Genomic DNA, 24,902 nt, shown 5'->3' with positions numbered 1-24,902 from the left:
ATTATTTCATCATGACTAAAAAAGCACAATTTCAAAAAGAATTACACCAATTGCAATCAGAGCAAGGAAATATTCTTCTTGGAATGGTCATTGGTCTCGTGATTGGGCTTGGTATTGCTTTAGCTGCCGCGTATTTCATACAAAAAAATCCTCCAACAGAGAGACCTAATGTAAGACCACCAGAATTATCTGTTACGCCAAAAGTAAATGCGGATGGCACCACTACTAATGAATTAAGAGACCCTAATGCGCCTCTCCATAGCAAGCCAAAAACACCAGATAGTGTGGCAGATAATCAAAATATTCCTACCCCAGTCATTGAGCCGGTTTCTCCTGTACCCGAAGTAAAAACCTCTGCAATATATTGGCTTCAAGTTGGCGCTTACAGTGATAAAGCTTTTGCAGATAGTCAAAAAGCACAATTAGCCATGCAGGGTTTGCAGGCTAAGATCACAGAAAATAAAGTTGAAGGTCAGTCGACTTGGAGAGTGCGGATTGGTCCTTACAGTGAGTTACCCGACTTAAATGATGATAAAAATAAATTAGATAATTCAGGAATTTCTTATAGTGTTATAAAGGCGAATAAACCATGAAGCAATGTAAAAAAATATTGATGAGTATGTTGATTCTTGCAGGATCAATATTAACTGTTCAGGCACAATTATTACCTCCAGGAACTGCGAGTAAAAATACCCCCTCTAATAGTCCAAGTAATTCGGCATTTATGGAAGGCTTAGATTACAAATTATTGAGCTCTCCTCAACCGACAGAGTCTAAAGGCAAAATTGAGGTAACAGAATTTTTTTGGTACGCATGTCCGCACTGCTATGACCTTGAGCCAGAAATCCAAGCATGGGTCAAACGTCAAAAAAATGATGTGGTTTTTAAACGGGTTCCTATTGCATTTAGAGATGATTTTTTACCGCATAGTCAAATTTTCTATGCACTTGAGGCGTTGGGTAAAGAAGCAGAATATTCCCCAAAGGTTATGAAAGCGATTCATGTAGATCGTAAGCAGATGTTAAAAGAAGACGAGATTTTTAATTGGGCAACTAGCGTTGGTTTAGATACTGCTGCCTTTACGACCGCTTATAAGTCATTTTCTGTTCAGACGAAGGCAAAGACAGCTAATGCAACGGGTTCTGCGTATCGAGTCAATGGTGTACCAACTATTTTTGTTCAGGGAAAATATGAAACATCGCCCTCGATTGCGGGCACAAAAGCTAGAGCGATTGATACCTTGGATTACTTAGTCGGTAAGGCTAGAACTGAAAAAAAATAAGTTAGGCTAAGGATTTTAATCCGCGCATAACGGGGCCTATCAGAGGCAGGTGTTCATAGATACCTGCCGCGGGGTCCCAATAATCATGGTGTTTAGTTACAAGAAAAGCATCATTAAAATATAACCAGCTCACACCTGAAAAAGATTTAGGAGTTGTATTCCATCTTTTCATAGAAAACTGAAAATCCCATAAAAAAGCAACTTGCTTTTCGCCAATTAACTGTTCACGCACAATAAATTGGGGTTGATTGAGTTGTTCATACATCTTGAGAAAAATGTGCTTAATTGCTGGATGGCCTTGAACCTCTTGAAAAGGATCTTTAAAGATAGCATCGACACTATAGCAATTTAGCAATCCATCTACATTGGTAGACGATAGTTGATCATATTGTGATTTTAATTTTTCAACTGCGTCTAAAAGATGAGTGGGCATTTTTAAACCTTAGATTTTGACAAATGTTTTTAAAAGCCAAAAATAGATGGGATAGGGCAAGATTCTTAGGAACTTTAAAAAATAAGAAAACTTCTTTGGAAAGTGTATTTCAAAATCACCTCGTTGAAGACCTGCACCAATTTCTTTTGCAGCTTGATCTGCTGAGATGATCGCGGGCATCTGAAAATCGTTAATTGCCGTTGCTGGAGTTTCTACAAAGCCTGGACAAATAATATGTACATTAATTCCTCGTGGCTTTAAGTCATAGTACAAAGATTCTGCAAAATTAAGAAGAGCTGCTTTGGTTGGACCATATACGAGTGACTTAGGTAAGCCACTATAACCAGCAACACTTCCTACCAATGCGATATGACCAAAGCCCTGCTTTAAAAATTGCGGCATAAGGGTGGAGACGACTCGCATCGGCCCCATTAAATTCGTATCAATCATTTTTGAAGTAATGTCCATATCAAAATCATCTGCTCTGACAGGAGTATAAATTCCAGAAACAAACAAAATGATATCAATCTTGTTCCAAATCGAAAGAACTTGAGATAGCGCTTGACTGACTTGTTCTGCATTAGTGACATCGAGCGCGACTGGGTGAATCTGTTGACTCTGAGATTTGAGTGGGATAGAGCTCTTGAGTTCTTCTAAATTTTCCAAGCGGCGTGCTGAAAGAATCAGATTAGAACCCTGATCAGCAAACCAACTTGCACAAGCTTTGCCAATACCAGATGAGGCACCGATAATCCAAACATTTAAATGCTCGAAATTGGGAATCGGTTGATTAAGACTCATATAGAGGTTTTTCTAAAGTGAATTGGACTACGTCTAAATTCTTACCAGCAAAGCCTGCTGCACAATAGAATAAATAAAAGTTCCATAAACGAATAAATTCATCTTTGAAGCCCAAAGCCTTCACTTCTTTTAGCTTATCGTTAAAAGATAAAGCCCAAGTTCTAAGGGTATTGGCATAATCATCCCCAAAAAATAATTTATCTTTTACTCGCAGCCCAACATCATGAGCGTGTTGTTCAAACACACTGACCGCAGGTAGCATGCCACCGGGGAATACATATTGTTGAATAAAGTCAGTCTTGGTTCGATATTTAGGAAATAAAGCCTCATCAATCACAATACTTTGTATCACGGCACGCTTGCCGGGTTTGAGACAGCGATAAATCGTTTTGAAATACGATTGCCAATATTCTTCACCGACAGCTTCAAACATCTCAATAGAAACAATGCCATCATATTGTTGATGACAGTCCCTATAGTCTTTTAACATGACGGCACTTTTTGCTGCTGGCGATGCTTGGAAAGCTAATTGTTCTTGAACATAGCGATATTGTTCATTAGAAATCGTAATGGCATCAACATGAAGCCCTTGCTCGTTTGCTTGTTTAATAAACCCACCCCAACCACAGCCGATTTCTAGAATATGATCACCTGCTTGGGGATTGAGCATGCCGATGATTCGATCACACTTATCTTTTTGCGCTTGCTCTAAAGTTTTACTATTTCCTTCAGAAAATAAGGCACTTGAGTACATCATGCTAGGATCTAACCAAAGTGAATAAAAGTTATTTCCTAGGTCGTAGTGAGCCTGAATATTTTTCTTACTGCCAGTTTTCGTATTTTTGTTTAAAAAATGCTTAACTTTAGAAAATAATGAACCCCACCAGGAGCCATAAATCAAGGCATCTAATGCGGCCCTATTTTGGATGGCGAGATGTAAGAAGCGCTCTAAATCATCCGTATGCCACAGATTTTTAAAATAGGATTCAGCAACGCCAATATCACCCCTAGAAATAACCCACTTAAACGCTTGTATATCATTCACTTGGATATGAATCGGCGGCTGTTGGTTATTTTGGCCAAACTGATGTTGAGATCCATCCGGCAATGTCATGATGACACTGCCGCCTTTGATATTTTTAAAGGCTTGAAAAATGAATTTTTGAGCAAATGTTGACATAATTAAGAAATAGGCACTTCTGGCGGTTTCGGTTTTTTATAAAATTTAGCACCCTTAACCCATAGTTTAACTGCTTGCCAATGAATTTTCACAATCACTGACAAAGTAAGGAACGGAAAACTCATAATGGCCCTCATTTTAGAAGAAAAATTGAGTTCAAACTCTGAGCCGCTGACACTGGTCATTAAAGTATGTCGATCTTCCTGAAAGTAGTCGATACGACTAACAAACTTTGGATGCACAGCACTACCCTCTTGTTTCATAAATCGGAATCGGTATTGTCCTACAACATCAAAAAATGGAGAAACATGAAATATTTTTTTCGTCGTCAGTTCTTGACCCCAGAGGATATTAGTTGATGTTTCAGATTGCAACAAGTAGGCATGGCGCTCACCAAACGTATTATTCACTTCAGCAACAATCACTTTTAAATCACCATTTGAGGCATGACAAAACCAAAAGCTGACAGGATTAAAGACATAGCCAAATACTCTGGGAAAGGTATGTAGCCAGATTTCACCATCAACATCATTACATTGGTTCATTTTTAGCAAATGCTCGACCCAATCTAAAGAGGAAAGACTTGTATCCCCATAATCTCGATCATAAAAAGAAATCCATGAAAAAGAGTTATCACCAATACCCTGATTTTTTAATAAATGATGGTCTAACCTTCTTGAGCGCATAGGGATGCGCAAATAAAAGGTCGGGTAATTAAAACGATTATTGGGTGAGTAACGTTGATGGATAACTTGCCCAAAATGAATGGAGGCCTGATTGAGCATACTTAGTTTAATTTCAGGGAATCAAGCAGAGATTGAGCCACATTTTTTCCAGATTGAAAGCCATCTTCATGAAAACCATAGCGCGTCCAAGCACCGCAAAAATAGGTATTTTGGATTCCCTGAATCCTAGGCAGTTTTTCTTGAGCTTGGATTGCCGCTTGATTAAATATGGGATGAGAATACTCGATAGTTGCATGTGTTTTATCAACAGCAGGTTTAATTTGAGGATTAAGGCTAACCACCACAGGTGGCAGACCTTTAATTTCTGGCAATGGTTGTAATTTATTAATCAGGTAGTGAACGCAAACGGCCGGAGACTGATCCACTCCAGTACCCGGTGTTTGCTCGCAGGTATAGTTCCAAGCAGCCCATACTTCAGATAGTTGCGGCAGTAGTTGACGATCTTCATGAACATAGGCGATATTTTTTTTATAGGCAACAGCACTTAATACCTGGTTTTCTTCAATAGATGCATCAGCTAATATTGCTCGTGTTTCGTCAGAGTGACAGGCAAAAATGACTTTGTCATAATATCGTTTTTCGCCACTGCTTAATACAAGTTGAATAGGACCATCTGTCGAATCAGTGAGGCGATGACATTGATCAACTTTAACTTGATCAATACAAACGTGGTTTTCTTTTAAAGCTGCAATAGCACGCGAAACATATTCTTGAGAGCCACCTGCAACCGTCCTCCATTGTGGGCGGTTGATGATGTTGAGTAAGCCATGGTTATTACAAAACTGCATCAAGGTTTGAATGGGAAATTTCAGCATATCTGATAATGAACATGACCATATAGCTCCAATCATTGGGAGTAAATACCAGTCACGAAAAGCCGAGCTAAATTTTTTACGGGTTAAAAATTCTTCAACCAACTCCAATTGATGCTTATGGGCAAGGCTGGCTGGATGGGCACACATTTTTTTCCCAGCTTGATTAAACCTCACAATATCCACTAGCATTTGTAAAAAACGAGGCCTGAATATGTTTTTACGTTGTGCAAATAAAGTATTTAAATTATCTCCAGCCCACTCAAGACGCTGCTGATCATGTGTTTTCAAGGAAACAGAAAAAGACATTTCAGACTTAGCAATTGGAACATTAAGCTCTTTAAAAAAGGCGATGAGTCCAGGGTAAGTCCAATCATTAAATACCAAGAAGCCTGTATCAATTGGAAAACTATCGGAAAAACCCTTGGGTGTAAATTCGATGGTATTACTATGACCACCAATGTAAGAGGCTTTTTCAAACAAAGTAATATCTAGAGATGCTTGTTTTCGTAGGGCATAAGCACAACTTAATCCTGAGATACCAGCCCCTACAATAGCAACCCGCAACTTATTCGTCATTACTTGCTTCCAACTAATAATTTTTCGATTTCTGAAGTGATTGTTTTACTATCAGGCTTCACCATACTGCTGTAAGAGTTAACCACATTCCCCTCACGATCAATCAGGTATTTATAGAAATTCCATTTAGGTGAAGTTTTTGTTTTTTCTATTAATAGTTTAAACATTGGATTGGCATTCGAGCCACTCACGATGCTTTTAGCCATCATTGGAAACTTCACATCGTAGGTATTTTTACAAAAATCTGCAATTTCTTTATTACTGCCAGGCTCTTGTTGGCCAAAGTCATTCGATGGAAAACCAATAACGACCAGACCTTTAGAGGCATACTTCGAATAAATGCTCTCTAAACCCTCATATTGAGATGTGAAGCCACAATAACTTGCAGTATTTACAACCATCACAACTTTACCCTTGTACTGACATAAGTCTTGTATTTTTTCATCTTGTAGTCTGGGAAATTTAAAATTAAGAGCCGCTGGACAATTACCGCTCATTGCAGGATTTTTATCATTAGATTGTGCATGAACCGTGAGACTACATCCAGTGAAAATCAAAGGGATTAAAAATTTCCAGAAGTTCATAAAAATCCTATTAGTAAGCAACAGTTTCAAGTGATTCTTGTGAGAGTCTAAGCGAAAATGAAAACTCTTTCAGAAACCATCATAGAATATACCCATGGATATGAGCCATTTACCTTTACCTAATTTTGAGAAAAAAATTCTTGCCTTAGATTTTAGTCAAGAAAATCTCCAAAAACTCTTACAAGCTCTTGAAAAGCCAGTAGTTTTCACTAATGGAGTATTTGATATCTTGCATCGTGGTCATGTGACTTATTTAGCTCAAGCAAGATCTTTAGGAAAAAGCTTAATTGTTGGCGTCAATGCGGATGAGTCGGTAAAGATGTTGGGTAAAGGTGATGATCGACCAATTAATAATGAAAGCGATCGGATGGCTCTTTTAGCATCACTTGAGTGTGTTGACTTAGTGATCTGTTTTAAAGAAAAAACACCCGTTGAATTAATGTCTCGTGTTCGACCAGATATTTATGTAAAAGGTGGTGATTATCAAATTGATACTTTACCGGAAACTGCATTGATCAGAACTTGGGGTGGTCAAGCTTTTGCAATCCCTTTTCTGTTTAGAAGGTCAACTACCGCGTTATTGCAAAAAATAAGAACTTAGAGCTCTTTTTTGACAAACTCAGCTTCACCAGTGATTGAGCCATTGACCTCAATCCTTTGTATATTGAACCTCAAATCCTTTTCTAAAATAGAGTCTTCAGGGCTTATATGGCTAATCGCTATAGTTTCTACCCAGTGAGTAAACGTGTATGGAATATAAAGAATAAGGCTGGCAGCACAAAAATTAAAAGTAATCAAAAGCCAAAGAGAAATATGTAGGAAGCGCATCAGATTATTTAATTGATTGAAGATACCAAAGACGAAGTCCACGAAAAATAACATGTAGATCTAGAGTGACTGAACAAGAAGTATGGGTATTCAAATCCAGATTTTTGTGAATTAAGGCACCATTACCACCAGAAATAATCAAATGACGAATTTCCGGGTGATGATGAAGTGCAAACTGAATAGACCCTAATTGGGCATGCAACACGCCTTGCAAAATTGCAGACTCGGTAGAGTTGCCAAATATATTTTCATTCTTCTCATCATACGGATGTTGAGAAAGATTTGGCAAGAGCGCTGTTTTAGAGCCTAAAGACTGTAACATCATGTTGATACCTGGCAGAATCCAGCCACCATTAAACTCCAAATTACGGTTGACATAATCGATGGTTGTGGCAGTGCCACTATTGACGATCAGATAGTTACCTTCTTTTGCAAAATGATAGCCCCCAATAATCGCCGCCCATCGATCATTCCCTAAATCACTTGGTGCTTGATAAAGGTTTTGAATAGGCAAAAAATTCAAACTTGAATCAAATACAGAAATCGGAGAGTTTGGTAATTGTTGTGCAAACCATTGATGCCAGATACTCTCAATAGAAACACTAGCAACACTACACAAAATAATATGAAAGATGGAGTCTTTCACTTGAACTAATGATTGCAGTTGATTTGCGCCTTGTTGTGAAAAGGGGGATTCTGTATGAGGTAAAGCGCCATATACAAAATCGAAATCCTCGCTCCGGACAGCATCAGATACACACCATTTGGCTCTAGTATTACCAATATCGACGAAAAGTAGTTTTCGGTTCATCAATTTTCTTTACTCAGCGATAAATCACCACTTGAAATTTCTTGTATACCTAAAGGAGTATCTAATAATAAATAGCCTTTTTCATTCACACCAAGGTTTTTCCCCTGAAACATTTTGTTTGATTCTTGATGAAGAACCACAGTTTGATTGTGCCAAAGATCCCATTCATTCCAGTCATCTTTAAAACCCCTAAAGCCACTTTCAGAAAATATCTCAATAGTATGACCCAACCGCAGGGTAAGATCTTTCCAAAGAGCATCAATGTCTAGCGAAAGATCATTTACATTAATTTCGCTTAGATTAGTTGTCATTAAATGATTGGTGGATTGATTGGGCAAATCCAAATTAAGACCAATACCAATCACCATCCAAATCGGATCCTGAGCAGATTTTTGGCCGCCTTCAACCAATATACCCCCGAATTTTCTATCTCCAATTAAGATGTCATTTGGCCACTTTAGACCAAGACCTAAAGACTGCGCATTTGATTTAGATAGTTGTAAAAATTGACATAAACCTTGGATGATACTCAAGCCACATGCAAGAGATAGGCCTTGGAGTTGCATCAGATTGAGATGGTTTACAAAAGGGTAGGCCAATGAAAAAGTGAGGGATTGATTTTTCTTAGAAATCCATTGATTTCCTCTTCTACCTCGTCCTGATGTTTGTTCAAGAGCCAAATAAGACGTAGGCTTAGTTAGGGTATGATGATGCCAACGATTCAATAAATCTGAATTGGTAGATTCAGTTATAGATACTGTTTCATAATGCCAATTGATAGTCATACATGCTATTGTAGAAACAAATCGATTGCCTAGGGATAAATTGATTCATTCAAGTGATAAATTGAAGATAGCTAAGCCATTTTATTTGGCTCAGCTTTTACTTATTTTGTATCTTTGCTTAGTCATCTATACAAGCCTTACCCCTTTTAATTTTTTATTAGATAGCCATTTATTGCCATGGGCATGGCTATTGGCTGCAACACCTCGTTATATTCCTATCTTTGATGTCATAACAAATATTGTTGGTTATTTACCCTTTGGTTTTTTGATGGTTTTTTCGCTGTATCCTAGACTATTAAAATGGTCGGCTTTTATGGCGACTCTTTTTTTAGGGATATTTGTTTCTGGTTGTTTAGAAAGCTTACAAACGTATTTGCCGACTAGAATTCCGAGCTCTATTGATTGGTATTCAAATGCATTAGGCGTTTTAATTGGAGCGCTCTTTGCCTTGCCATTTAGTCCGCAGTGGTTGTCAGGAAATAAGGCTGAGCGGATTCGAGAGTCAATTTTTGGGGAACATCAAGGATTTTTGTTGTTGTTGCTTTTATGTCCATTCGCACAGATTTATCCTCAAAATGCATGGCTTGGTATGGGCGACTTTGGTTTTCAAATAACACGTATATCCCCCTTTTGGAGTTTTCCGTTAAATAACGCCTCACAAGAAATTTTAATTACCTCCTTAGCGACGCTGAGTATTGGAACGGTATTCCTTTTTGGAGTCCGTAAAAAAGCCTCACCACTGAAGTTGATTGGCGGACTATTAATTTTCATGCTTCTTTTAAAACTGCTGATTTCGCAATTTCAATTTGGTCAAACGGGAGCTTCTATTTGGTGGAGTGCCTCTGTCGGTGTTGGCCTAGCAACTGGGTTTTTATTGATATTCTTAGCCAATTTTTTATCTCGAAAATCCATCTGGAAATTGAGTATGTTGTCTTTGGTATGCCTCATCGTTTTTGTCAATATCTTGCCATATAACCCATATTTTTTTAACTTGTTGGAGCAATTACCTCAAGGTAAGATGATTCATATCAATGGTTTGTTTGCCTGGATTTCGATAGTATGGCCATTTTTAGCGATGATATTGTTGTTGAAAAGTAGAAATTCAAGCTTTAAATAAATGTTGGTAATAACAGCAAAGGATATAATTTTTTCATGGAATATTTCAAGCACCACGCCTTTTTTTGCCTCAATCTTAGAACAAATGGAAATGCCTCATGTGATCAGCATGACGCATCCAAATTATTTGATTACGCAAAAAATAAATGTAAAGCATTAAACCTCAATGGCAAGCATCAAGTGCGTGTGAATCGAGCTGGCTGCTTAGATCGTTGTGAATATGGACCTGTAATGGTTGTATATCCTCAAGGAGTTTGGTATCAATTTGTTGATGAGCACGACATTGATGAGATTATCCAAAGCCATTTTATTGAGGGTGTGCCGGTCGAAAGGTTGATGATTAATGAATCCTAGAACCATGCATCATTTAATCCACATTGGGGTTGGCATTGCTGAAGTCAGCATTGATTTACCAGAAGAGTTGCAAAATAATCCTGAATTTAAGCCAAGAGGCCTGGCATTAATTGGTCACCCCCACCCGCTTTTGGGTGGCTCTATGGATAATAAAGTCGCGCAAACCTTAGCGAAGACTTTGAATCTATTGGGGTATGTGAGTGTTCGCCCCAATTTCAGAGGCGTTGGTAAATCACAGGGAAGTTTTGATGATGGCGTTGGTGAAATTGATGATCTAGAGCAAATTCTGGAATGGATGCAAAAGCCAAATTCATGGAAAGAACTTACTTCCATTGTGGACGATGGCTGGACAAATGAAGTAGCAAATTTACCTGTTGTCCTAGCGGGCTTTTCTTTCGGAAGCTTTGTGAACAGCAATCTGACAGAACGTTTAACAAACAAGGGAAAAGCGCCTGAAAGATTAGTCTTAATCGGTAGCGCAGCTGGTAAATGGGATATGCCCAATATTCCTAAAAATTCAATCGTCATACATGGTGAAGTTGATGAAACCATTCCTTTGCAAGCAGTCTTTGATTGGTTAAAAGAGCAGGAAGTGGTTGTGCATGTGATACCTGGCGCAGATCACTTTTTTCATCGTAAGTTACATTTGATTCGGGATACAGTGATGGGTCTTTGGCATGCAAAATAATCCACCTGAGTCCTTAATCGAATATCCTTGTGATTTTCCTATTAAGGTCATGGGCAAAAATAGCCCAGACTTTAAACCTGCAGTGATTCATATCTGCCAACAATTTGACGCTAATTTTGATATTGCTAAAGTTGAAGAGCGTAGCTCGAAAGAAAATAAATATATTGGTTTAACGGTGCTGATTCATACAACCAGTCGAGCGCAGTTAGATGAGATTTATAGGACACTTTCTACCCATCCCTTAGTGAGTGTCGTCTTGTGATGCAAGCGCCTGTAGAGATTCATTATTTAGGTCTGCAGGATTATCAACATACGTATGATGCGATGAAGGAGTTCACTCTTCATCGAGATCAAGACACACCCGATCAAATTTGGGTTTTAGAGCACCCTCCCGTTTTTACATTGGGACTCGCTGGAGATTTGAATCATTTGCTTGATCACAATACCAAGATCGATCTTGTACAAGTGGATCGGGGTGGACAAATTACTTACCACGGACCAGGGCAAATTATTGTTTATTTGCTCCTAGATTTAAAAAGATTAGGTATTTACGTTAAAGAATTAGTCTTTCGGATGGAGCAGGCCATCATTAATACCCTCGAGCATTATCAAATTGATACAGAAAGACAAGCGGGGGCGCCTGGAATATATATCAGTTCGACAGGTGCATCTCTACATGCCGGGGCAAAAATTGCCGCCTTGGGCCTAAAAGTTACCCGCCATTGCTCTTATCATGGCTTAGCACTTAATGTAAATATGGATTTAGCCCCTTTTTTGATGATTAATCCATGCGGTTACCCTGATCTTGAGACAGTCGATATGAAAAGTTTGGGAGTAGAGAAAGAGCTTGCAGAGGTTTCAAAGACCTTAGTGAATGAACTACAACTGCAACTGAGTTCACTCAATTTCCAATAGAATAGATGTATGAATGATAAAAATGTAGTTGCCTCGACTTACGACCCGACAAAGAAACAAAAATCTGCGGAAAAAACTTCGCGCATTCCTATCAAAATCGTTCCCATCGAGGAGGTATTAAAAAAGCCCGATTGGATTAGGGTTCGCGCTAGTTCTGGTAATTCACGGTTTGGTGAAATTAAAAAAATCTTAAGAGAGAACCAATTAGTCACTGTCTGTGAAGAAGCGAGTTGCCCAAATATTGGTGAGTGTTTTGGTAAGGGTACTGCCACTTTTATGATTATGGGTGAGAAATGTACGCGCCGGTGCCCATTCTGCGATGTCGGACATGGCAGGCCTGATCCACTAGATGTCAATGAACCTGCCAATCTTGCTAAGACAATCGCTGCATTAAAACTCAATTATGTAGTGATTACGAGTGTGGATCGAGATGATTTACGCGATGGTGGTGCAATGCATTTTGTGCAGTGTATTGAGCAAACAAAAGAACTTTCCCCAATGACTAAAGTAGAAGTTTTAGTGCCTGACTTTAGGGGGCGTCTCGAGTTTGCTTTAGAGGTTTTTGGCACCAATGACGGTCGAGGCTTACCAGATGTGATGAACCACAATTTAGAAACTGTGCCACGCTTATACAAAGAAGCAAGACCTGGCGCAGATTATTTGCACTCCTTAAAGTTACTGAAAGACTTCAAAGCAAAGTATCCTGGAATACCTACCAAAAGTGGACTCATGGTTGGATTAGGTGAAACCGATGATGAAATCTTACAAGTCATGCAAGATATGCGTGACCACGATATAGATATGCTCACGATTGGGCAATATCTAGCACCCTCTAATCATCATTTGCCCGTGAGGCGTTATGTACATCCAGATACCTTTAAGATGTTCGAAAAACGTGCTGTTGAAATGGGCTTTACACATGCAGCAGTTGGCGCGATGGTCAGATCAAGTTATCACGCTGATCAACAAGCGCATTTAGCTGGAATTGTTTAATTTAAGATTCATGAAAAAAATACTTTTCACTTTGACAGTGATGCTGATGCTTTTACAGGCGTCTTGTACGGCTACTTATAATTGGCGTGAAGTCAAGTTAGATGAGCAGAAGTTTTTGGCTTTATTCCCAGCAAAGCATCATTTTGAGCAACAAACTTTTCTTTTTGAAAAAAATGAACTCACTATGACAATGGCTGCGTCTAAGGCAGGTGAGATTTTATTTGCAATTGGTGCGATTCCTTTTGATACAAAGGTCATATCGGAAACAGCTTTGATTGATTGGATGAAGTCGAATGTCGCCAAAATTGTTCAAGGTAATTCAGAACAACAACTCATACAATTTGAAGTGAAGACGGCTGGAACACCAGCACTAATTCTCCCTGCGCAGGGATATAACTTAAAAGGTTTTGGACCTGATGGTGTGTATCGAATCTATTGGGTACGCTGGGTCATCAGACAACATGCTAATGGTCAGTCATCTATTTATCAAATGAGCGCGATTCAGTCGTTCAAAGCAGAACCTACAGCACAGATTCAGAAACAAACAACTGAGCAGATAGAAACTTTTATGGGTGGGTTTCACCCATATTAATTAGCTACTTATTAGCCATTAATTTTGGCTTGGAGAGCTTCAACTTTTGCTTCAAGCTCTTCTAATTTCTCACGAGTTTTAGCCAAAACTTGGATTTGAATATCAAACTCTTGGCGAGTAATCAGATCCATTTTCTGAAATCCTTGATTCATTAAGCCACGCACATTTTTTTCTAAATCTTTGGCCGGAGAGTCTTTGACTGCATCAGCTACCTTTTTTTGTACATCTTCAGCCATCGTTTGAAATTTTTGGAAAAAATCAGAATTACTCATATTAAAACCTATCAAGTTGATATATTGAAGCCCTATTATGGGGAATATTATGTGAATATGCAATTCACCAAATTGGTGCAAATATGACAGTTATGCTACAAAATGGGGTGAAACCCTAAGAATACCCAAGCTCGAATGGTGAAAATAGCATTAAGCAAGAAGAGGAATTTTTGATTAACTTCTCGCTATACCCTTTACATTTTTATAGGAGTTTTGCAATGAAAAAATTTATCGCTATATCCGCAATCGCAGCAGCATCATCATTCATGGTCGGCAACGTGATGGCAGCAGACGAGCCAGCAGCAGCTCCTGATACAGGTCCTGTAACTGCTAACGTTACATTAGCTAGCCAATACCGTTATCGTGGTATTTCGCAGTCAAACTCATTACCTGCGATTCAAGGTGGTTTTGATTACGCTCATGAGAGCGGTTTCTATATTGGTAACTGGAATTCAAGCATTAGTTGGATTAATGATGGATATGGCTCAAATGCGGCTCCGCCCGCTACAGGTGTATCAGCTCCTATTGAAATGGATTTCTACGCAGGCTACAAAAAAGAAGTTACTGAAGGTTTGATGTTAGACGTTGGTTTATTAGAGTACTACTATCCAACTAAAAACCTAATTGGCGCAACTACATATACGGGCAGTACTGGTGCTTACTCTGGACGCCAAGCAGTTGGCCAATCTCCAAGTACTTTAGAAGCTTATATCGGCGCTACTTACGGTTTTGCAACATTGAAGTATTCCTATGCTTTAACGAATTTATTCGGCATTGACCAAAGTAAAGGTTCTCAGTACATCGACCTTTCGCTTAACTACGACACAGGTTGGGAAGGCGTAACACTTAATGGTCACGTTGGTTATCAATATGTTCCAAGTGTTTCCGTAGTAGCAGGTAATGTAGCTGATGCATCTTTCTCATACACTGATTGGAAAATTGGATTAACGAAGGACTTTGGTCATGGTTTAGCTGGCGCAATCGCTTATATTGGAACTAATGCAAATGGATATGCTTATTACAATCCAAACTTAGACAATACCGGTAAGGGTACGGCTTTTGTTTCTTTAACAAAAACTTTCTAATAATCATCTGACTGGGAGTCAAGTATGAAATTGATCATTGCAATTATCAAACCCTTCAAGTTAGATGAAGTTCGTGAAGCGCTCGCGGGAGTGGGCGTTTCAGGAATTACAGTAACTGAAGTTAAAGGTTTTGGCCGTCAAAAAGGTCACACTGAGTTGTATCGTGGAGCTGAATACGTTGTTGATTTTCTACCTAAAGTACGTGTAGATGCTGTAGTTAGTGACGATTTAGTTGATCGTGCTATCGAAGTCATCGAGACAGCTGCAAGGACTGGAAAAATTGGCGACGGAAAAATCTTCGTTACCCCTGTTGAGCAAGTTGTGCGTATCCGTACCGGTGAAACCGGCGCGGCGGCACTATAAAGAGGAGCAATACTAATGAAACATTGGATGAAAAAATTAATTGTCTCAGGCGCCTTGTTATTGAGTTTTGGAGCTGCATCTTTAGCACCAACATCAATGGCATTTGCTGAAGATAAAGCAGCACCTGCTGTATCCGCTCCTGCCGCTACTCCAGCAGCAGCTGAACCAGCAGCACCAGCACTTGTTCCAAACAAGGGTGATACTGCCTGGTTATTAGTCTGTACGGCATTGGTAATTATGATGTCAGTTCCGGCTTTAGCCTTATTCTACGGTGGTTTAGTCAGAAAAAAGAACATGCTTTCTGTATTAATGCAATGTTTGGTCGTGTTCTCGCTCATTATGGTTTTATGGGCTATTTACGGCTACAGTATTGCGTTTACCGAGGGTAATGCTTTCTTTGGTGGATTTGATCGCTTATTCTTGATGGGCATAACTCCTGATTCTGTTGTAGCAACTTTCAGTAAGGGTGTTGTAGTTCCTGAATTAGCATACATGGTCTTCCAGGCAGCTTTTGCATCCATTACAGTATGTTTAATTGTGGGTGCGTTTGTAGAGCGTATGAAGTTTTCTGCGGTGCTTTTGTTTGCAGTCTTATGGTTTACTTTCAGTTACTTACCAATGGCACACATGGTTTGGTTCTGGTCAGGTCCTGATGCCTTTACAGATGCTGCCGCAGCTGAAAAAGCATTGGCTACTGCTGGATGGTTATTCCAAAAAGGTGCGCTTGATTTCGCTGGTGGTACGGTAGTTCACATTAATGCCGCGATTGCTGGTTTAGTTGGTGCTTACGTAGTTGGTAAAAGAATTGGCTACGGTAAAGAGCCATTCAAGCCACATAACCTTACATTAACGATGGTTGGTGCATCTTTACTGTGGGTAGGTTGGTTTGGATTCAATGCTGGATCTGCTTTAGAAGCCAACGGCAGTGCATCACTCGCTTTTGCAAATACATTGATGGCAACTGCAGCTGCAGTTTTATCATGGATCTTTGCTGAGTGGGCACTAAAAGGTAAACCATCGATGTTAGGCGGCGCTTCTGGTGCAGTTGCTGGATTAGTAGCCATTACTCCTGCAGCAGGCTTTGTTGGTGTCATGGGATCCCTCATTATTGGCTTAATCGCTGGTGCTTTATGTTTGTGGGGCGTAACAGGACTCAAGAAGCTGTTGAAAGCTGACGATAGTCTTGATGTTTTCGGTGTTCATGGCGTCGGTGGTATCACAGGAGCATTATTAACAGGTGTATTTGCAGCCCCGTCATTGGGTGGAACAGGCATCTATGACTACGTAGCTAATGCTGTAGCTCCTGAGTATGACATGATGGGCCAAGTGATGATCCAAGCAACTGCCGTTGTAACAACTTTAGTTTGGTCTGGTGTGGTTGCTTTCATTAGCTATAAATTGGTTGATATGTTAATTGGTTTGCGTGTTTCTGAAGAAGAAGAGCGCGAAGGCTTAGATATCTCATCACACGGTGAAACTGCCTACGAAATGTAATATCCCCTAGTAGTTGGAGTATCTTAAGGGCATCTTTTGATGCCCTTTTTTTACTTTTGATTAGACCTATGAAGATTTTGTACGAGTTCGCAAAAGTTAAATACAATAGGGGGTATGGTTCCTCATTTAATTACTGCCCTTACTGGCCCTTTACTCGAGTTAGAGAAAAAGGTATTAGACGCTACCCCAACAATCGAACGTTGGTTCAGATTAGAGTGGCAAGATCACACGCCGCCTTTTTACTGCTCGGTGGATTTGCGAAATGCTGGTTTTAAGCTAGCGCCTGTAGATACCAATTTATTTCCTGGGGGATTTAACAATCTTTCTCAAGAAATGATGCCCTTAGCTGTGCAAGCTGCAATGGCCTCTATTGAAAAGATCTGTCCTGAAGCTAGAAATTTATTATTAATTCCAGAACGGCATACCCGTAATGTGTTTTATCTGCAAAACGTGGCCAGGTTAGCTGCCATATTAAGACAAACAGGATTAAATGTTCGCTTAGGAGGTCTTTCAGAAGAAATTAAAAAGCCTACTAATGTTGATCTTCCAGATGGACAACGTCTGGTTTTAGAACCTTTAGTTCGTTTGGGTTTAAAAGGTAGAAGACTTGGATTAAAAGATTTTGATCCTTGCTCTATTTTGTTGAATAATGATTTATCAGCTGGTGTTCCTGAAATCTTGAAAAATATTCATGAACAGTATGTGCTACCACCATTGCATGCGGGATGGTCGACTAGACGCAAATCGAATCACTTTGCTGCATATGATGATGTCATTAAAAAATTTACGAAAGTTGTTGATATTGATCCTTGGTTATTAAACCCTTATTTTTCAACAGTAAAAAACGTAGACTTCAATGAGCGCATTGGAGAGGAAGAGCTTCAAGATAAAGCTGCCGCGTTACTGAAAAAAATTGCGAAAAAATATAAGCAAATGGGTATCAAAGAAAAGCCTTATGTCGTTGTGAAGCCCGATGCGGGAACATACGGTATGGGAATTATGTCGATTCATGATGCGAGTGAGTTAAAAGAGCTCAATCGCCGCGATAGAAACAAAATGAGTGTCATTAAAGAAGGTTTAGAGGTTCATGACGTTATTATTCAAGAAGGGGTACACACCTTTGAGAAAGTAAACGAAGCGGTCTCTGAGCCAGTTGTATACATGATTGATCGTTATGTTGTTGGTGGATTCTATCGTGTGCATACAGGTCGCGGACCAAATGAAGTTTTAAATGCTCCAGGGATGCATTTTGTGCCACTTGCTTTTGAACAAAACGCTATTCCGGATGTAACTGCTAAACCTGGTAGTGCTATACCTAATCGTTTTTATTTATATGGAGTTGTTGCACGCTTAGCGCTATTAGCAGCATCCTTAGAACTCGAGCGCACAGACCCCAATATCGAATAATATGTTAAAGCTGCTTTTTATTGCTGACCCACTTGAGACTTTTAAAGCATATAAAGACTCAAGCTTAGTAATGATGCAAGTAGCTTTTACGGCTGGTCATCAGGTATTCCATGCGAAAGCGCATACCTTAAGTGCAAAGCATGATGATATTCAGGCTATTTGCCAAAAAATTTCCATTGATACGGAAAAAGATCCTTGGTTTGAAGTACTTCAGGAGCAATTACAAAGTTTAAGAAACTTTGATGCGGTCATCATGCGCCAAGACCCTCCTTTTAACGTCGAATACTTAGCAAACACCTGGCTACTTTCTCAAGCAAAACGAATGGGAGTTCGTGTTGTGAATGAACCCAGTGCTTTAAGAGACCATTCAGAAAAAATAGCCATCTTAGAGTTCCCTGATTTTGTGGCACCAACCATGGTTACTCGATCACTAGAGCAGATTCGAGAGTTTCATGGATTGCATCAAGATATAGTCATTAAACCTTTAGATGGTATGGGTGGGATGGGGGTTTTTCGTGTAAACCAAGATGGATTAAACCTTGGTAGCATTGTAGAAACACTAGGGGAGTACGGTCAACGAAGTTTGATGGTGCAAAAATATTTACCAGAAATTAAAGATGGCGATAAAAGGCTATTGTTGATTCATGGGCAACCAGTACCTTATGTTCTCGCACGTATTCCTCAAGCTGGAGATATTCGAGGTAATTTAGCGGCAGGTGGTAAAGGCGTTGCTAAACCACTTTCTGCCCGCGAACAAGAAATAGCATCTTTGATAGGGCCCATTTTGGAAAAAAGAGGTTTGAATATCGTAGGCTTGGATATCATTGGTAATTATTTAACTGAAATCAACGTCACAAGTCCAACGGGTTTTGTGGAAATTACTCAGCAAACAGGTTTTAACGTTGCCAAATTTTGGCTTGAACAACTTGAAAAAAGTTTGAAAAATTAAACATGGCTGGAATTATTATTGTTGCTCACACCCCCCTAGCAAGCGCTTTGTTAGAGTTTGTTGGACATATTTACGGCCAAGTGCCAGAAAATATTTTTGCAGTCAATGTCCCTCCTCATGAGGACTCCAAAATCACGTTAAACAAACTACAAGAGTTAGTAGATGGCCTTCACTCTGAACATGAGGTTCTGGTGATTACGGATATTATGGGAGCAACTCCCTCTAATGTGGCAAGTCGTTTAACGAGTAGGTCGAATCAAGCGCAGGATATTCAAGTTCTGACGGGGGTGAATTTACCCATGTTATTACGCGCGGTTAGTCATCGCCATGAACCAATTTCTGAAATCGTTGAAAAATCACTCCAAGGTGGCCAGCAAGGAGTGATGAGAATTAGAGACGCCACAAAAATTTCTTAGTCAATTATTCTATCTATATGCCATCAGAATCTATTACGATCATCAATAAATTAGGGTTACATGCAAGAGCCTCAGCAAAACTGACGCAACTAGCTAGTCAATATCCTTGTGAAATCACCTTGGAGCGTAAAGGTAGAAAAATTAACGCTAAAAGTATTATGGGAGTAATGATGCTTGCAGCAGGAATTGGTTCCGAGGTTGTCCTTGAAACCCAAGGAGATCAAGAACAAGAAGCTTTTGATGCAATTAAAGCCCTCATCAATGATTATTTTGGAGAGGGTGGATGACGTTTGTCATTTCTGGACTTTCAGTATCCAATGGTGTGGCTATTGGAAGGGCGCTTACTATTTCCTCAGCATCTTTGGAAGTGAATCATCGATTCATTCAAGAAGGTGAGGAAGAGCAAGAATTACAAAGACTCTTTGATGCATTTGAAATTGCCAAAAAAGAATTATTTGATCTGAAAAAAAGCCTGCCAGAAGATGCTCCTGAAGAGATGGAAGCTTTTTTAGAGGTTCATCAATTAATTCTAGATGATCCTGAGTTACAAAAAAAACCGATTGAGTTGATCAAAAAAAGAAGATTGAATGCGGCTTGGGCTTTGACTACTGAGTTAGATGACTTACTAGATAACTTTGAAACTATAGAAGATCCATATTTGAAAGAGCGTGGAGCAGATTTTCGTCAGGTCATTGAAAGAGTATTAGTTGCACTTCAAGACTCTAATAAAAAAGAGGAAACAACGAAGTATCAAAAACTTGATCGAGAAAATTCTGAAGTAATTATTGTTGCTCAAGACATTGCCCCACATGATATGTTGCGCTTTAAAGAATTAAATTTTTGTGCTTTTGTAACAGATTTGGGTGGTAAAAATTCTCATACAGCAATTGTTGCAAGAAGTTTAGATATTCCAGCGGCAGTAGGTGTAAAAAATGCTTCTATGCTTATTAAGCAGGATGATTGGCTGATTGTAGATGGTGATAGAGGAGTAGTCATTATCGATCCTCCGCAAATAGTTTTAGATGAGTATCGTCATCGTCAAGCTGAATTACGTCTAGCAAAAAATAAATTACAACTTTTAAAACACACTCCAACTCAAACATTAGATGGCAAGAAAATTGTTTTAATGGCTAATATTGAAATGCCAGAAGATGCGAATGATGCTCTAACAAAAGGTGCATTAGGAATTGGTTTGTTTCGATCCGAGTTTTTGTTTATGAATCGTCTTCATGGGATTCCGGATGAAGAAGAGCAATATAAAGCCTATGCACAAACTGTCATTGCCATGCATGGTATGCCCGTTAATATTCGAACGATAGATATTGGCGCAGATAAAAATTTAGATACCGAAGTAGAAACAATTACCTCGGATATATCTCCCTTAGGATTAAGAGGTATCCGTTGGTCACTGAGTGAGCCTGATATATTTTTAGAGCAATTACGGGCAATTTTAAGAGCTTCAGCACATGGCAAGGCTCAAATTTTAATCCCGATGCTTGCACAAGTGAACGAAATTGAGCAAACATTTGAACTAATTGATCAAGCAAAAAAACAGCTAGATGAGCGTGGCATCGCCTATAACCCACAAATACGTGTCGGTGCAATGATTGAACTACCCGCTGCAGTATTTATTCTTCCTGTATTTCTAAAATACTTTGATTTTTTATCGATTGGCACGAATGATTTAATTCAATATACATTGGGAATTGATCGAGCAGACAGCTCTGTGGCGCATTTGTATGATCCATTGCATCCCGCAATTTTGAGTATGATTTATAAAGTTATTCATGATAGTCAAGACGTTGGTAAATCTGTTTCTATTTGTGGTGAGATGGCGGGTGACTCTAAATTAACCAGATTATTAATTGCCATGGGTTTAACAGACTTTTCAATGCATGCAAGTCAACTATTGACTGTCAAAAGAGAGTTACTTAAATCAGATATGGGTAAATTACAGCAAGCACTGAATAAAATACTTACCACTTATGAACCTCAAGTCCAAGCAAAACTGATTGCAGATCTCTCCAAAGTTTAACCAAATGCTCAGAAAGAAATCCCCGTCCTTTAAGACGGGGAGGATGTCAAGCCTGACTACAGACTTTACAATGCGGTGCTTTTTTAAGTTTGATTTTAGTCATAACGCTTTTTTGAGCATCCCACATCAGTAGTTGATTGGTGAGCGGCTCACCACTTTGAGTAATCAGTTGTAATACCTGCGCAGCTTGAAGCGATCCAATTAAGCCTACCAATGGAGAAAAGACTCCCATCGTGGAGCAGGCAACTTCTTCAAAAGATTCCTCCTCCGGAAAAATGCAGGCATAACATGCGGCATGATCATCTTGCAGGTTATAAACACTCACTTGACCATCCCACTGAATTGCCGCTCCTGAAACTAAAGGCTTTTTATGAGATACACATAATTGATTAATCAAGTGGCGAGTCTTGAAATTATCAGTACAGTCAACCACGATATCAACAGTAGGAACCCTCATTTGAAGGGTTTCTTTAGTTGCTTTTTCTTGTATGGGAATAATCTTAATCAGTGGGTTTAATTGTTGCAGCATATGTTTTGCTGAAGATACTTTGGGTTTTCCAACTGCATCAGACGTATGAATGATTTGGCGCTGAAGGTTCGTTAACTCAACAATATCATGATCCATGATGCTAAGAGTACCAACCCCAGCCGCTGCAAGGTAAGGAGCACAGGCAGAGCCTAAGCCACCAGCACCAACTATAAGAACATGAGAGTCATGAATTCGCTGTTGACCCTCAATCCCAATCTCATCTAGGAGGATATGTCTTGAATATCGAAGGAGTTCAAGATCATCCATAAGCTTTAAAGAACATTATTCAAGTTTGGATTTTGAGCGAATCACTGTATTGCCAGTTAGATAAGCTTTCGCTTGAGTTAACATGAAGTCTTCAGGAGATCCAAATTCAGGAGCCTTCTTCGCTTTTTCTTTAGCTTTTTCTTCAGGCGTCATTTTTGAATTTTTTTCTTCTAAGATTTGTAACTCATCCATGCGTCTTTTTTCACGATCAGTAATGAGCTTGTCTTCAGACTTTTGCTTATTTCTTAAATGATTTTCACTATCTACTTCACGAGAAATTAAAACATCATTTGGATCACCATCAGCATTTTGATCAACAGCAATATCTGGCTTGATACCATAGGCCTGAATAGATTTACCACTTGGAGTGTAGTAATAGGCAGTTGTTATTTTCAGTGCAGTATCTGAAGAAATCTGGCGGACTGTTTGTACGGAACCCTTACCAAAGGTAGTTTTTCCCATAATCGTGCCACGTTTGTAATCTTGTAAAGCACCAGCTACGATTTCAGAGGCAGAGGCGGAATATGCATTTGTTAAAACGACCAATGGAATTTTTTTAAATATATCTGGAAGTCCAGCAAGAGGGTCTGAAGACTCGGATAACTTATAGTTTTCAGGTTCAGCTTTAAAGAGTTGCTTGCTGCTATTCGATTGACCTTTTGTGGAAACAATTGTTGAGCCTTGAGGTAAAAATGCAGCGCTTACACCTACCGCACCTTGTAGGATTCCACCACCATTGTTTCGGAGATCTAAAATCACACCCTTTAAATTAGGATTCTGTGCATAGGCATCAGACATTCTCTTTGCCAAATCAGGAACAGTACGCTCTTGGAAGCTTGTAATTCTCACCCAAAGTAGGTTGTTTTCAAGTAGCTTACTTTTCACAGATTGCACTTTAATTTCCGCGCGAGTAATGGTCACCGGGAAAGTTCTTTCCTCAGATTTTCTGTAAATCGTTAAAGTGATTTTAGTGCCAGGATCGCCACGCATTTTGCGCACTGCTTGGTCTAAGGTCATACCACGTACTGGTTTGTCATCTAAACGAGTAATCAGATCCCCAGCTAATAAACCTGCTTTTGCAGCTGGAGTATCTTCAATAGGATTCATGACTTTTACTAAACCATCTTCTGATGAGATTTCAATACCAAGTCCAGCAAATTTACCTTGCGTTTGCTCTTGCATTTCAGAAAAATCTTTAGTGTCTAAAAATGCTGAATGTGGATCTAAACTACTTACCATGCCCTTCACAGCATCAGTAATGAGTTTTTTGTCGTCAATTGGTTCGACGTAATCACGTTTCACGCTTCCAAACACAGTAGAAAATAACCTTAACTCATCTAAGGGTAGTGTTCCAGATTGCTGTGCTGTTGCTGAAAGCTGCCAAGTTACTACGACACCAGCCAGCGCACCAAATGAAACCCAAAGTATGTTTTTAAATAGTTGACGCATGGTTTAGTCCAAGTAAAAGTGGCGAATAGGCTTTAGGTTATCATCAAATTCATAAACGAGTGGTTGCCCATTCGGAATATTCACTTCCATGATGTCCGAGTCAGAAACTTGATCTATAAATTTGACCAAAGAGCGAATACTATTTCCATGAGCCGCGATCACAATTTTTTTATCCGACTTTAACGCCGGGGCAATGGATTCATGCCACAAGGGCAATACTCGTTGGACGTTATCTTTCAAACATTCCCCCCGAGGAATTTCTTCAGGCTTTAATTTTGCGTATCTTGGATCAGAAAAAGAGTTTCTAGGGTCATTCTCCTCAAGGAGCGGGGGAGGAACATCATATGAGCGACGCCAGATATGAACTTGCTCGTTACCGTATTTTTCAGCCGTTTCAGCCTTATTTAGACCAGCGAGGGCCCCATAATGACGTTCATTTAAGCGCCAGCTATGAACTGTTGGAATCCACATCAGGTCCATTTGCTCTTGAACATGCCATAGAGTTTTAATAGCCCTTCTCAAAACAGAGGTAAAGGCGATATCAAATGTATATCCTTGAGCCTTCAATTTTTGACCAGCTTCAATGGCTTGTTGAGCGCCTTTGGGCGTTAAATCAACGTCTACCCAGCCTGTAAACCGATTTTCTAGATTCCAGGAAGACTCGCCGTGACGAATAAGAACTAACTGTTTCATAACATCATTCTATAATTGTTAAATGGAATTCATATCAAATACAAATAACCTTATCTTACTTGCATTAATGCTTGTGAGCGGCGCATTGCTTCTAGCCCCTAATTTACAGGGTCTAATTCAAGGAAAAGTAGGTGTTTCTCCTGCAATTGCAACTCAATTAATAAATCGTAGTAAAGCCAATATTATAGATATACGAGCGATAGAAGACTATCAAAAAGGTCATATTGCACGTGCAAGGCAGATAAATGCCCAAGATTTGATACCAAACTTAGCTGGAATACGCCTTGATAAGTCGGTTCCCCTTATTTTGGTCTGTGAAACTGGTCAAAAGTCAGCTTCCTATGTTGGAAAGTTACAAAAAGAAGGTTATGCCGACGTTGTTTGTCTAGAGGGTGGGATTAAATCCTGGAATGTCGCTGGCCTACCATTGGTAAAGTAATTGGA

Annotated in this window: 32 protein-coding genes; 19 read left to right on the top strand and 13 right to left on the bottom strand. The window is 39.4% G+C overall.

The window, feature by feature from the left end; translation table 11 throughout:
• Window positions 1–11: 11 nt before the first annotated feature.
• Both QMN06_RS11615 and QMN06_RS11610 read left to right on the top strand, forming a co-directional pair.
• Window positions 12–593, top strand: a complete 582-nt coding sequence (locus tag QMN06_RS11615; RefSeq protein WP_281970275.1) for an SPOR domain-containing protein — start codon at window positions 12–14, stop codon at window positions 591–593.
• A complete protein-coding gene (locus tag QMN06_RS11610) occupies window positions 590–1,282 on the top strand; it encodes a thiol:disulfide interchange protein DsbA/DsbL (RefSeq protein WP_348649140.1) in 693 nt (230 codons plus the stop codon). Before QMN06_RS11615 ends, QMN06_RS11610 begins: the two co-directional genes overlap by 4 nt.
• Window position 1,283: 1 nt before the next feature.
• Here QMN06_RS11610 and QMN06_RS11605 read toward each other — a convergent pair whose 3' ends face one another.
• The 6 genes from QMN06_RS11605 to QMN06_RS11580 are packed head-to-tail and all read right to left on the bottom strand — an operon-like array spanning window position 1,284 to window position 6,417.
• A complete protein-coding gene (locus QMN06_RS11605) occupies window positions 1,284–1,715 on the bottom strand; it encodes a nuclear transport factor 2 family protein (RefSeq protein ID WP_281970274.1) in 432 nt (143 codons plus the stop codon).
• Window positions 1,716–1,724: 9 nt separating this feature from the next.
• Window positions 1,725–2,516 (bottom strand): SDR family NAD(P)-dependent oxidoreductase, encoded by a 792-nt coding sequence (locus tag QMN06_RS11600; protein ID WP_281970273.1) that lies wholly within the window; start codon window positions 2,514–2,516, stop codon window positions 1,725–1,727.
• Window positions 2,506–3,696, bottom strand: coding sequence for a cyclopropane-fatty-acyl-phospholipid synthase family protein (locus tag QMN06_RS11595; protein WP_281970272.1), 1,191 nt, complete (start codon window positions 3,694–3,696; stop codon window positions 2,506–2,508). Before QMN06_RS11595 ends, QMN06_RS11600 begins: the two co-directional genes overlap by 11 nt.
• 2 nt (window positions 3,697–3,698) lie before the next feature.
• The gene (locus QMN06_RS11590) at window positions 3,699–4,481 is read right to left on the bottom strand and encodes a DUF1365 domain-containing protein (protein ID WP_281970271.1); all 783 of its coding nucleotides are present in this window, start codon (window positions 4,479–4,481) and stop codon (window positions 3,699–3,701) included.
• Window positions 4,482–4,483: 2 nt separating this feature from the next.
• Window positions 4,484–5,833, bottom strand: coding sequence for an FAD-dependent oxidoreductase (locus tag QMN06_RS11585; protein WP_281970270.1), 1,350 nt, complete (start codon window positions 5,831–5,833; stop codon window positions 4,484–4,486).
• Window positions 5,833–6,417, bottom strand: a complete 585-nt coding sequence (locus tag QMN06_RS11580; protein WP_281970269.1) for a glutathione peroxidase — start codon at window positions 6,415–6,417, stop codon at window positions 5,833–5,835. The genes QMN06_RS11585 and QMN06_RS11580 overlap by 1 nt, the downstream gene beginning before the upstream one ends.
• 100 nt (window positions 6,418–6,517) lie before the next feature.
• On the opposite strand from QMN06_RS11580, the gene rfaE2 reads away from it, so the two are divergent.
• Complete coding sequence (rfaE2, locus tag QMN06_RS11575) at window positions 6,518–7,018, top strand: D-glycero-beta-D-manno-heptose 1-phosphate adenylyltransferase (protein ID WP_281971786.1); 501 nt, start codon at window positions 6,518–6,520, stop codon at window positions 7,016–7,018.
• Here rfaE2 and QMN06_RS11570 read toward each other — a convergent pair.
• The 3 genes from QMN06_RS11570 to QMN06_RS11560 are packed head-to-tail and all read right to left on the bottom strand — an operon-like array spanning window position 7,015 to window position 8,841.
• The gene (locus tag QMN06_RS11570; RefSeq protein WP_281970268.1) at window positions 7,015–7,245 is read right to left on the bottom strand and encodes a hypothetical protein; all 231 of its coding nucleotides are present in this window, start codon (window positions 7,243–7,245) and stop codon (window positions 7,015–7,017) included. The two genes, rfaE2 and QMN06_RS11570, sit on opposite strands and share 4 nt — an antisense overlap.
• Window positions 7,246–7,249: 4 nt before the next feature.
• A complete protein-coding gene (locus tag QMN06_RS11565; RefSeq protein ID WP_281970267.1) occupies window positions 7,250–8,056 on the bottom strand; it encodes a type III pantothenate kinase in 807 nt (268 codons plus the stop codon).
• The gene (locus QMN06_RS11560; RefSeq protein WP_281970266.1) at window positions 8,056–8,841 is read right to left on the bottom strand and encodes a biotin--[acetyl-CoA-carboxylase] ligase; all 786 of its coding nucleotides are present in this window, start codon (window positions 8,839–8,841) and stop codon (window positions 8,056–8,058) included. Before QMN06_RS11560 ends, QMN06_RS11565 begins: the two co-directional genes overlap by 1 nt.
• Before the next feature lie 40 nt (window positions 8,842–8,881).
• Here QMN06_RS11560 and QMN06_RS11555 point away from each other — a divergent pair, with 40 nt between their 5' ends.
• From QMN06_RS11555 to QMN06_RS11525, 7 genes are read left to right on the top strand one after another with little or no spacing between them, the layout of a single operon-like run.
• Window positions 8,882–9,958: a VanZ family protein gene (locus tag QMN06_RS11555; RefSeq protein ID WP_281970265.1), complete on the top strand. Its 1,077-nt coding sequence runs from the start codon at window positions 8,882–8,884 to the stop codon at window positions 9,956–9,958.
• Window positions 9,959–9,993: 35 nt separating this feature from the next.
• A complete protein-coding gene (locus QMN06_RS11550) occupies window positions 9,994–10,311 on the top strand; it encodes a ferredoxin (protein ID WP_281970264.1) in 318 nt (105 codons plus the stop codon).
• Entirely contained in the window at window positions 10,301–10,999 is a 699-nt protein-coding gene (locus QMN06_RS11545) for a CocE/NonD family hydrolase (protein ID WP_281970263.1), read from the top strand. The genes QMN06_RS11550 and QMN06_RS11545 overlap by 11 nt, the downstream gene beginning before the upstream one ends.
• Window positions 10,989–11,261 (top strand): DUF493 family protein, encoded by a 273-nt coding sequence (locus tag QMN06_RS11540; protein ID WP_281970262.1) that lies wholly within the window; start codon window positions 10,989–10,991, stop codon window positions 11,259–11,261. Before QMN06_RS11545 ends, QMN06_RS11540 begins: the two co-directional genes overlap by 11 nt.
• The gene (lipB, locus tag QMN06_RS11535) at window positions 11,261–11,914 is read left to right on the top strand and encodes a lipoyl(octanoyl) transferase LipB (protein ID WP_281971785.1); all 654 of its coding nucleotides are present in this window, start codon (window positions 11,261–11,263) and stop codon (window positions 11,912–11,914) included. The genes QMN06_RS11540 and lipB overlap by 1 nt, the downstream gene beginning before the upstream one ends.
• A gap of 9 nt (window positions 11,915–11,923) precedes the next feature.
• On the top strand, window positions 11,924–12,907 hold the full coding sequence (gene lipA / locus QMN06_RS11530) for a lipoyl synthase (protein WP_281970261.1): 984 nt from the start codon (window positions 11,924–11,926) through the stop codon (window positions 12,905–12,907).
• Between the two features lie 10 nt (window positions 12,908–12,917).
• Entirely contained in the window at window positions 12,918–13,499 is a 582-nt protein-coding gene (locus QMN06_RS11525; RefSeq protein WP_281970260.1) for a hypothetical protein, read from the top strand.
• 11 nt (window positions 13,500–13,510) lie between these two features.
• On the opposite strand, the gene QMN06_RS11520 is transcribed toward QMN06_RS11525, so the two are convergent.
• Window positions 13,511–13,771, bottom strand: a complete 261-nt coding sequence (locus QMN06_RS11520; RefSeq protein WP_281970259.1) for an accessory factor UbiK family protein — start codon at window positions 13,769–13,771, stop codon at window positions 13,511–13,513.
• 218 nt (window positions 13,772–13,989) lie between these two features.
• On the opposite strand from QMN06_RS11520, the gene QMN06_RS11515 reads away from it, so the two are divergent.
• The 8 genes from QMN06_RS11515 (at window position 13,990) to ptsP (ending at window position 21,520) form a co-directional block, all read left to right on the top strand.
• Entirely contained in the window at window positions 13,990–14,856 is an 867-nt protein-coding gene (locus QMN06_RS11515; RefSeq protein ID WP_281970258.1) for a TorF family putative porin, read from the top strand.
• Window positions 14,857–14,880: 24 nt separating this feature from the next.
• Entirely contained in the window at window positions 14,881–15,219 is a 339-nt protein-coding gene (locus QMN06_RS11510; protein ID WP_281970257.1) for a P-II family nitrogen regulator, read from the top strand.
• Between the two features lie 15 nt (window positions 15,220–15,234).
• The gene (gene amt, locus QMN06_RS11505) at window positions 15,235–16,713 is read left to right on the top strand and encodes an ammonium transporter (protein WP_281970256.1); all 1,479 of its coding nucleotides are present in this window, start codon (window positions 15,235–15,237) and stop codon (window positions 16,711–16,713) included.
• A 114-nt stretch (window positions 16,714–16,827) separates the two neighbouring features.
• On the top strand, window positions 16,828–18,120 hold the full coding sequence (gshA, locus tag QMN06_RS11500; protein WP_281970255.1) for a glutamate--cysteine ligase: 1,293 nt from the start codon (window positions 16,828–16,830) through the stop codon (window positions 18,118–18,120).
• A gap of 1 nt (window position 18,121) precedes the next feature.
• The gene (gene gshB / locus QMN06_RS11495) at window positions 18,122–19,069 is read left to right on the top strand and encodes a glutathione synthase (RefSeq protein WP_281970254.1); all 948 of its coding nucleotides are present in this window, start codon (window positions 18,122–18,124) and stop codon (window positions 19,067–19,069) included.
• A 2-nt stretch (window positions 19,070–19,071) separates the two neighbouring features.
• Entirely contained in the window at window positions 19,072–19,485 is a 414-nt protein-coding gene (locus QMN06_RS11490; protein WP_281970253.1) for a PTS fructose transporter subunit IIA, read from the top strand.
• A gap of 17 nt (window positions 19,486–19,502) precedes the next feature.
• Window positions 19,503–19,772 (top strand): HPr family phosphocarrier protein, encoded by a 270-nt coding sequence (locus QMN06_RS11485; RefSeq protein ID WP_281970252.1) that lies wholly within the window; start codon window positions 19,503–19,505, stop codon window positions 19,770–19,772.
• A complete protein-coding gene (gene ptsP / locus QMN06_RS11480) occupies window positions 19,769–21,520 on the top strand; it encodes a phosphoenolpyruvate--protein phosphotransferase (protein ID WP_281970251.1) in 1,752 nt (583 codons plus the stop codon). The genes QMN06_RS11485 and ptsP overlap by 4 nt, the downstream gene beginning before the upstream one ends.
• Window positions 21,521–21,566: 46 nt before the next feature.
• On the opposite strand, the gene QMN06_RS11475 is transcribed toward ptsP, so the two are convergent.
• From QMN06_RS11475 to gpmA, 3 genes are read right to left on the bottom strand one after another with little or no spacing between them, the layout of a single operon-like run.
• Window positions 21,567–22,316 carry a HesA/MoeB/ThiF family protein gene (locus QMN06_RS11475; protein ID WP_281970250.1) on the bottom strand — a complete coding sequence of 250 codons (750 nt, stop codon included), beginning with the start codon at window positions 22,314–22,316 and terminating at the stop codon, window positions 21,567–21,569.
• A 15-nt stretch (window positions 22,317–22,331) separates the two neighbouring features.
• Complete coding sequence (locus tag QMN06_RS11470; protein ID WP_281970249.1) at window positions 22,332–23,765, bottom strand: S41 family peptidase; 1,434 nt, start codon at window positions 23,763–23,765, stop codon at window positions 22,332–22,334.
• A 3-nt stretch (window positions 23,766–23,768) separates the two neighbouring features.
• Window positions 23,769–24,458, bottom strand: coding sequence for a 2,3-diphosphoglycerate-dependent phosphoglycerate mutase (gene gpmA / locus QMN06_RS11465; RefSeq protein WP_281970248.1), 690 nt, complete (start codon window positions 24,456–24,458; stop codon window positions 23,769–23,771).
• A 22-nt stretch (window positions 24,459–24,480) separates the two neighbouring features.
• Between gpmA and QMN06_RS11460 the strand changes: the two genes are divergently transcribed.
• The gene (locus QMN06_RS11460) at window positions 24,481–24,897 is read left to right on the top strand and encodes a rhodanese-like domain-containing protein (protein WP_281970247.1); all 417 of its coding nucleotides are present in this window, start codon (window positions 24,481–24,483) and stop codon (window positions 24,895–24,897) included.
• Window positions 24,898–24,902 lie beyond the last annotated feature (5 nt).

The organism is Polynucleobacter sp. SHI8 (assembly GCF_027944005.1).
GTDB lineage: Bacteria > Pseudomonadota > Gammaproteobacteria > Burkholderiales > Burkholderiaceae > Polynucleobacter.
The sequence above is the reverse complement of the archived record's forward strand: the minus strand, read 5'-3'. Positions and strand labels throughout refer to the sequence as shown.

Bases quoted from the DNA above. Each gene is read 5' to 3' on its own strand.
- QMN06_RS11615 (WP_281970275.1), top strand. From the start codon at position 12: ATGACTAAAAAAGCACAATTTCAAAAAGAATTACACCAATTGCAATCA.
- QMN06_RS11610 (WP_348649140.1), top strand. From the start codon at position 590: ATGAAGCAATGTAAAAAAATATTGATGAGTATGTTGATTCTTGCAGGA.
- QMN06_RS11605 (WP_281970274.1), bottom strand. From the start codon at position 1,715: ATGCCCACTCATCTTTTAGACGCAGTTGAAAAATTAAAATCACAATAT.
- QMN06_RS11600 (WP_281970273.1), bottom strand. From the start codon at position 2,516: ATGAGTCTTAATCAACCGATTCCCAATTTCGAGCATTTAAATGTTTGG.
- QMN06_RS11595 (WP_281970272.1), bottom strand. From the start codon at position 3,696: ATGTCAACATTTGCTCAAAAATTCATTTTTCAAGCCTTTAAAAATATC.
- QMN06_RS11590 (WP_281970271.1), bottom strand. From the start codon at position 4,481: ATGCTCAATCAGGCCTCCATTCATTTTGGGCAAGTTATCCATCAACGT.
- QMN06_RS11585 (WP_281970270.1), bottom strand. From the start codon at position 5,833: ATGACGAATAAGTTGCGGGTTGCTATTGTAGGGGCTGGTATCTCAGGA.
- QMN06_RS11580 (WP_281970269.1), bottom strand. From the start codon at position 6,417: ATGAACTTCTGGAAATTTTTAATCCCTTTGATTTTCACTGGATGTAGT.
- rfaE2 (WP_281971786.1), top strand. From the start codon at position 6,518: ATGAGCCATTTACCTTTACCTAATTTTGAGAAAAAAATTCTTGCCTTA.
- QMN06_RS11570 (WP_281970268.1), bottom strand. From the start codon at position 7,245: ATGCGCTTCCTACATATTTCTCTTTGGCTTTTGATTACTTTTAATTTT.
- QMN06_RS11565 (WP_281970267.1), bottom strand. From the start codon at position 8,056: ATGAACCGAAAACTACTTTTCGTCGATATTGGTAATACTAGAGCCAAA.
- QMN06_RS11560 (WP_281970266.1), bottom strand. From the start codon at position 8,841: ATGACTATCAATTGGCATTATGAAACAGTATCTATAACTGAATCTACC.
- QMN06_RS11550 (WP_281970264.1), top strand. From the start codon at position 9,994: ATGGAATATTTCAAGCACCACGCCTTTTTTTGCCTCAATCTTAGAACA.
- QMN06_RS11545 (WP_281970263.1), top strand. From the start codon at position 10,301: ATGAATCCTAGAACCATGCATCATTTAATCCACATTGGGGTTGGCATT.
- QMN06_RS11540 (WP_281970262.1), top strand. From the start codon at position 10,989: ATGCAAAATAATCCACCTGAGTCCTTAATCGAATATCCTTGTGATTTT.
- lipB (WP_281971785.1), top strand. From the start codon at position 11,261: ATGCAAGCGCCTGTAGAGATTCATTATTTAGGTCTGCAGGATTATCAA.
- lipA (WP_281970261.1), top strand. From the start codon at position 11,924: ATGAATGATAAAAATGTAGTTGCCTCGACTTACGACCCGACAAAGAAA.
- QMN06_RS11525 (WP_281970260.1), top strand. From the start codon at position 12,918: ATGAAAAAAATACTTTTCACTTTGACAGTGATGCTGATGCTTTTACAG.
- QMN06_RS11520 (WP_281970259.1), bottom strand. From the start codon at position 13,771: ATGAGTAATTCTGATTTTTTCCAAAAATTTCAAACGATGGCTGAAGAT.
- QMN06_RS11515 (WP_281970258.1), top strand. From the start codon at position 13,990: ATGAAAAAATTTATCGCTATATCCGCAATCGCAGCAGCATCATCATTC.
- QMN06_RS11510 (WP_281970257.1), top strand. From the start codon at position 14,881: ATGAAATTGATCATTGCAATTATCAAACCCTTCAAGTTAGATGAAGTT.
- amt (WP_281970256.1), top strand. From the start codon at position 15,235: ATGAAACATTGGATGAAAAAATTAATTGTCTCAGGCGCCTTGTTATTG.
- gshA (WP_281970255.1), top strand. From the start codon at position 16,828: ATGGTTCCTCATTTAATTACTGCCCTTACTGGCCCTTTACTCGAGTTA.
- gshB (WP_281970254.1), top strand. From the start codon at position 18,122: ATGTTAAAGCTGCTTTTTATTGCTGACCCACTTGAGACTTTTAAAGCA.
- QMN06_RS11490 (WP_281970253.1), top strand. From the start codon at position 19,072: ATGGCTGGAATTATTATTGTTGCTCACACCCCCCTAGCAAGCGCTTTG.
- QMN06_RS11485 (WP_281970252.1), top strand. From the start codon at position 19,503: ATGCCATCAGAATCTATTACGATCATCAATAAATTAGGGTTACATGCA.
- ptsP (WP_281970251.1), top strand. From the start codon at position 19,769: ATGACGTTTGTCATTTCTGGACTTTCAGTATCCAATGGTGTGGCTATT.
- QMN06_RS11475 (WP_281970250.1), bottom strand. From the start codon at position 22,316: ATGGATGATCTTGAACTCCTTCGATATTCAAGACATATCCTCCTAGAT.
- QMN06_RS11470 (WP_281970249.1), bottom strand. From the start codon at position 23,765: ATGCGTCAACTATTTAAAAACATACTTTGGGTTTCATTTGGTGCGCTG.
- gpmA (WP_281970248.1), bottom strand. From the start codon at position 24,458: ATGAAACAGTTAGTTCTTATTCGTCACGGCGAGTCTTCCTGGAATCTA.
- QMN06_RS11460 (WP_281970247.1), top strand. From the start codon at position 24,481: ATGGAATTCATATCAAATACAAATAACCTTATCTTACTTGCATTAATG.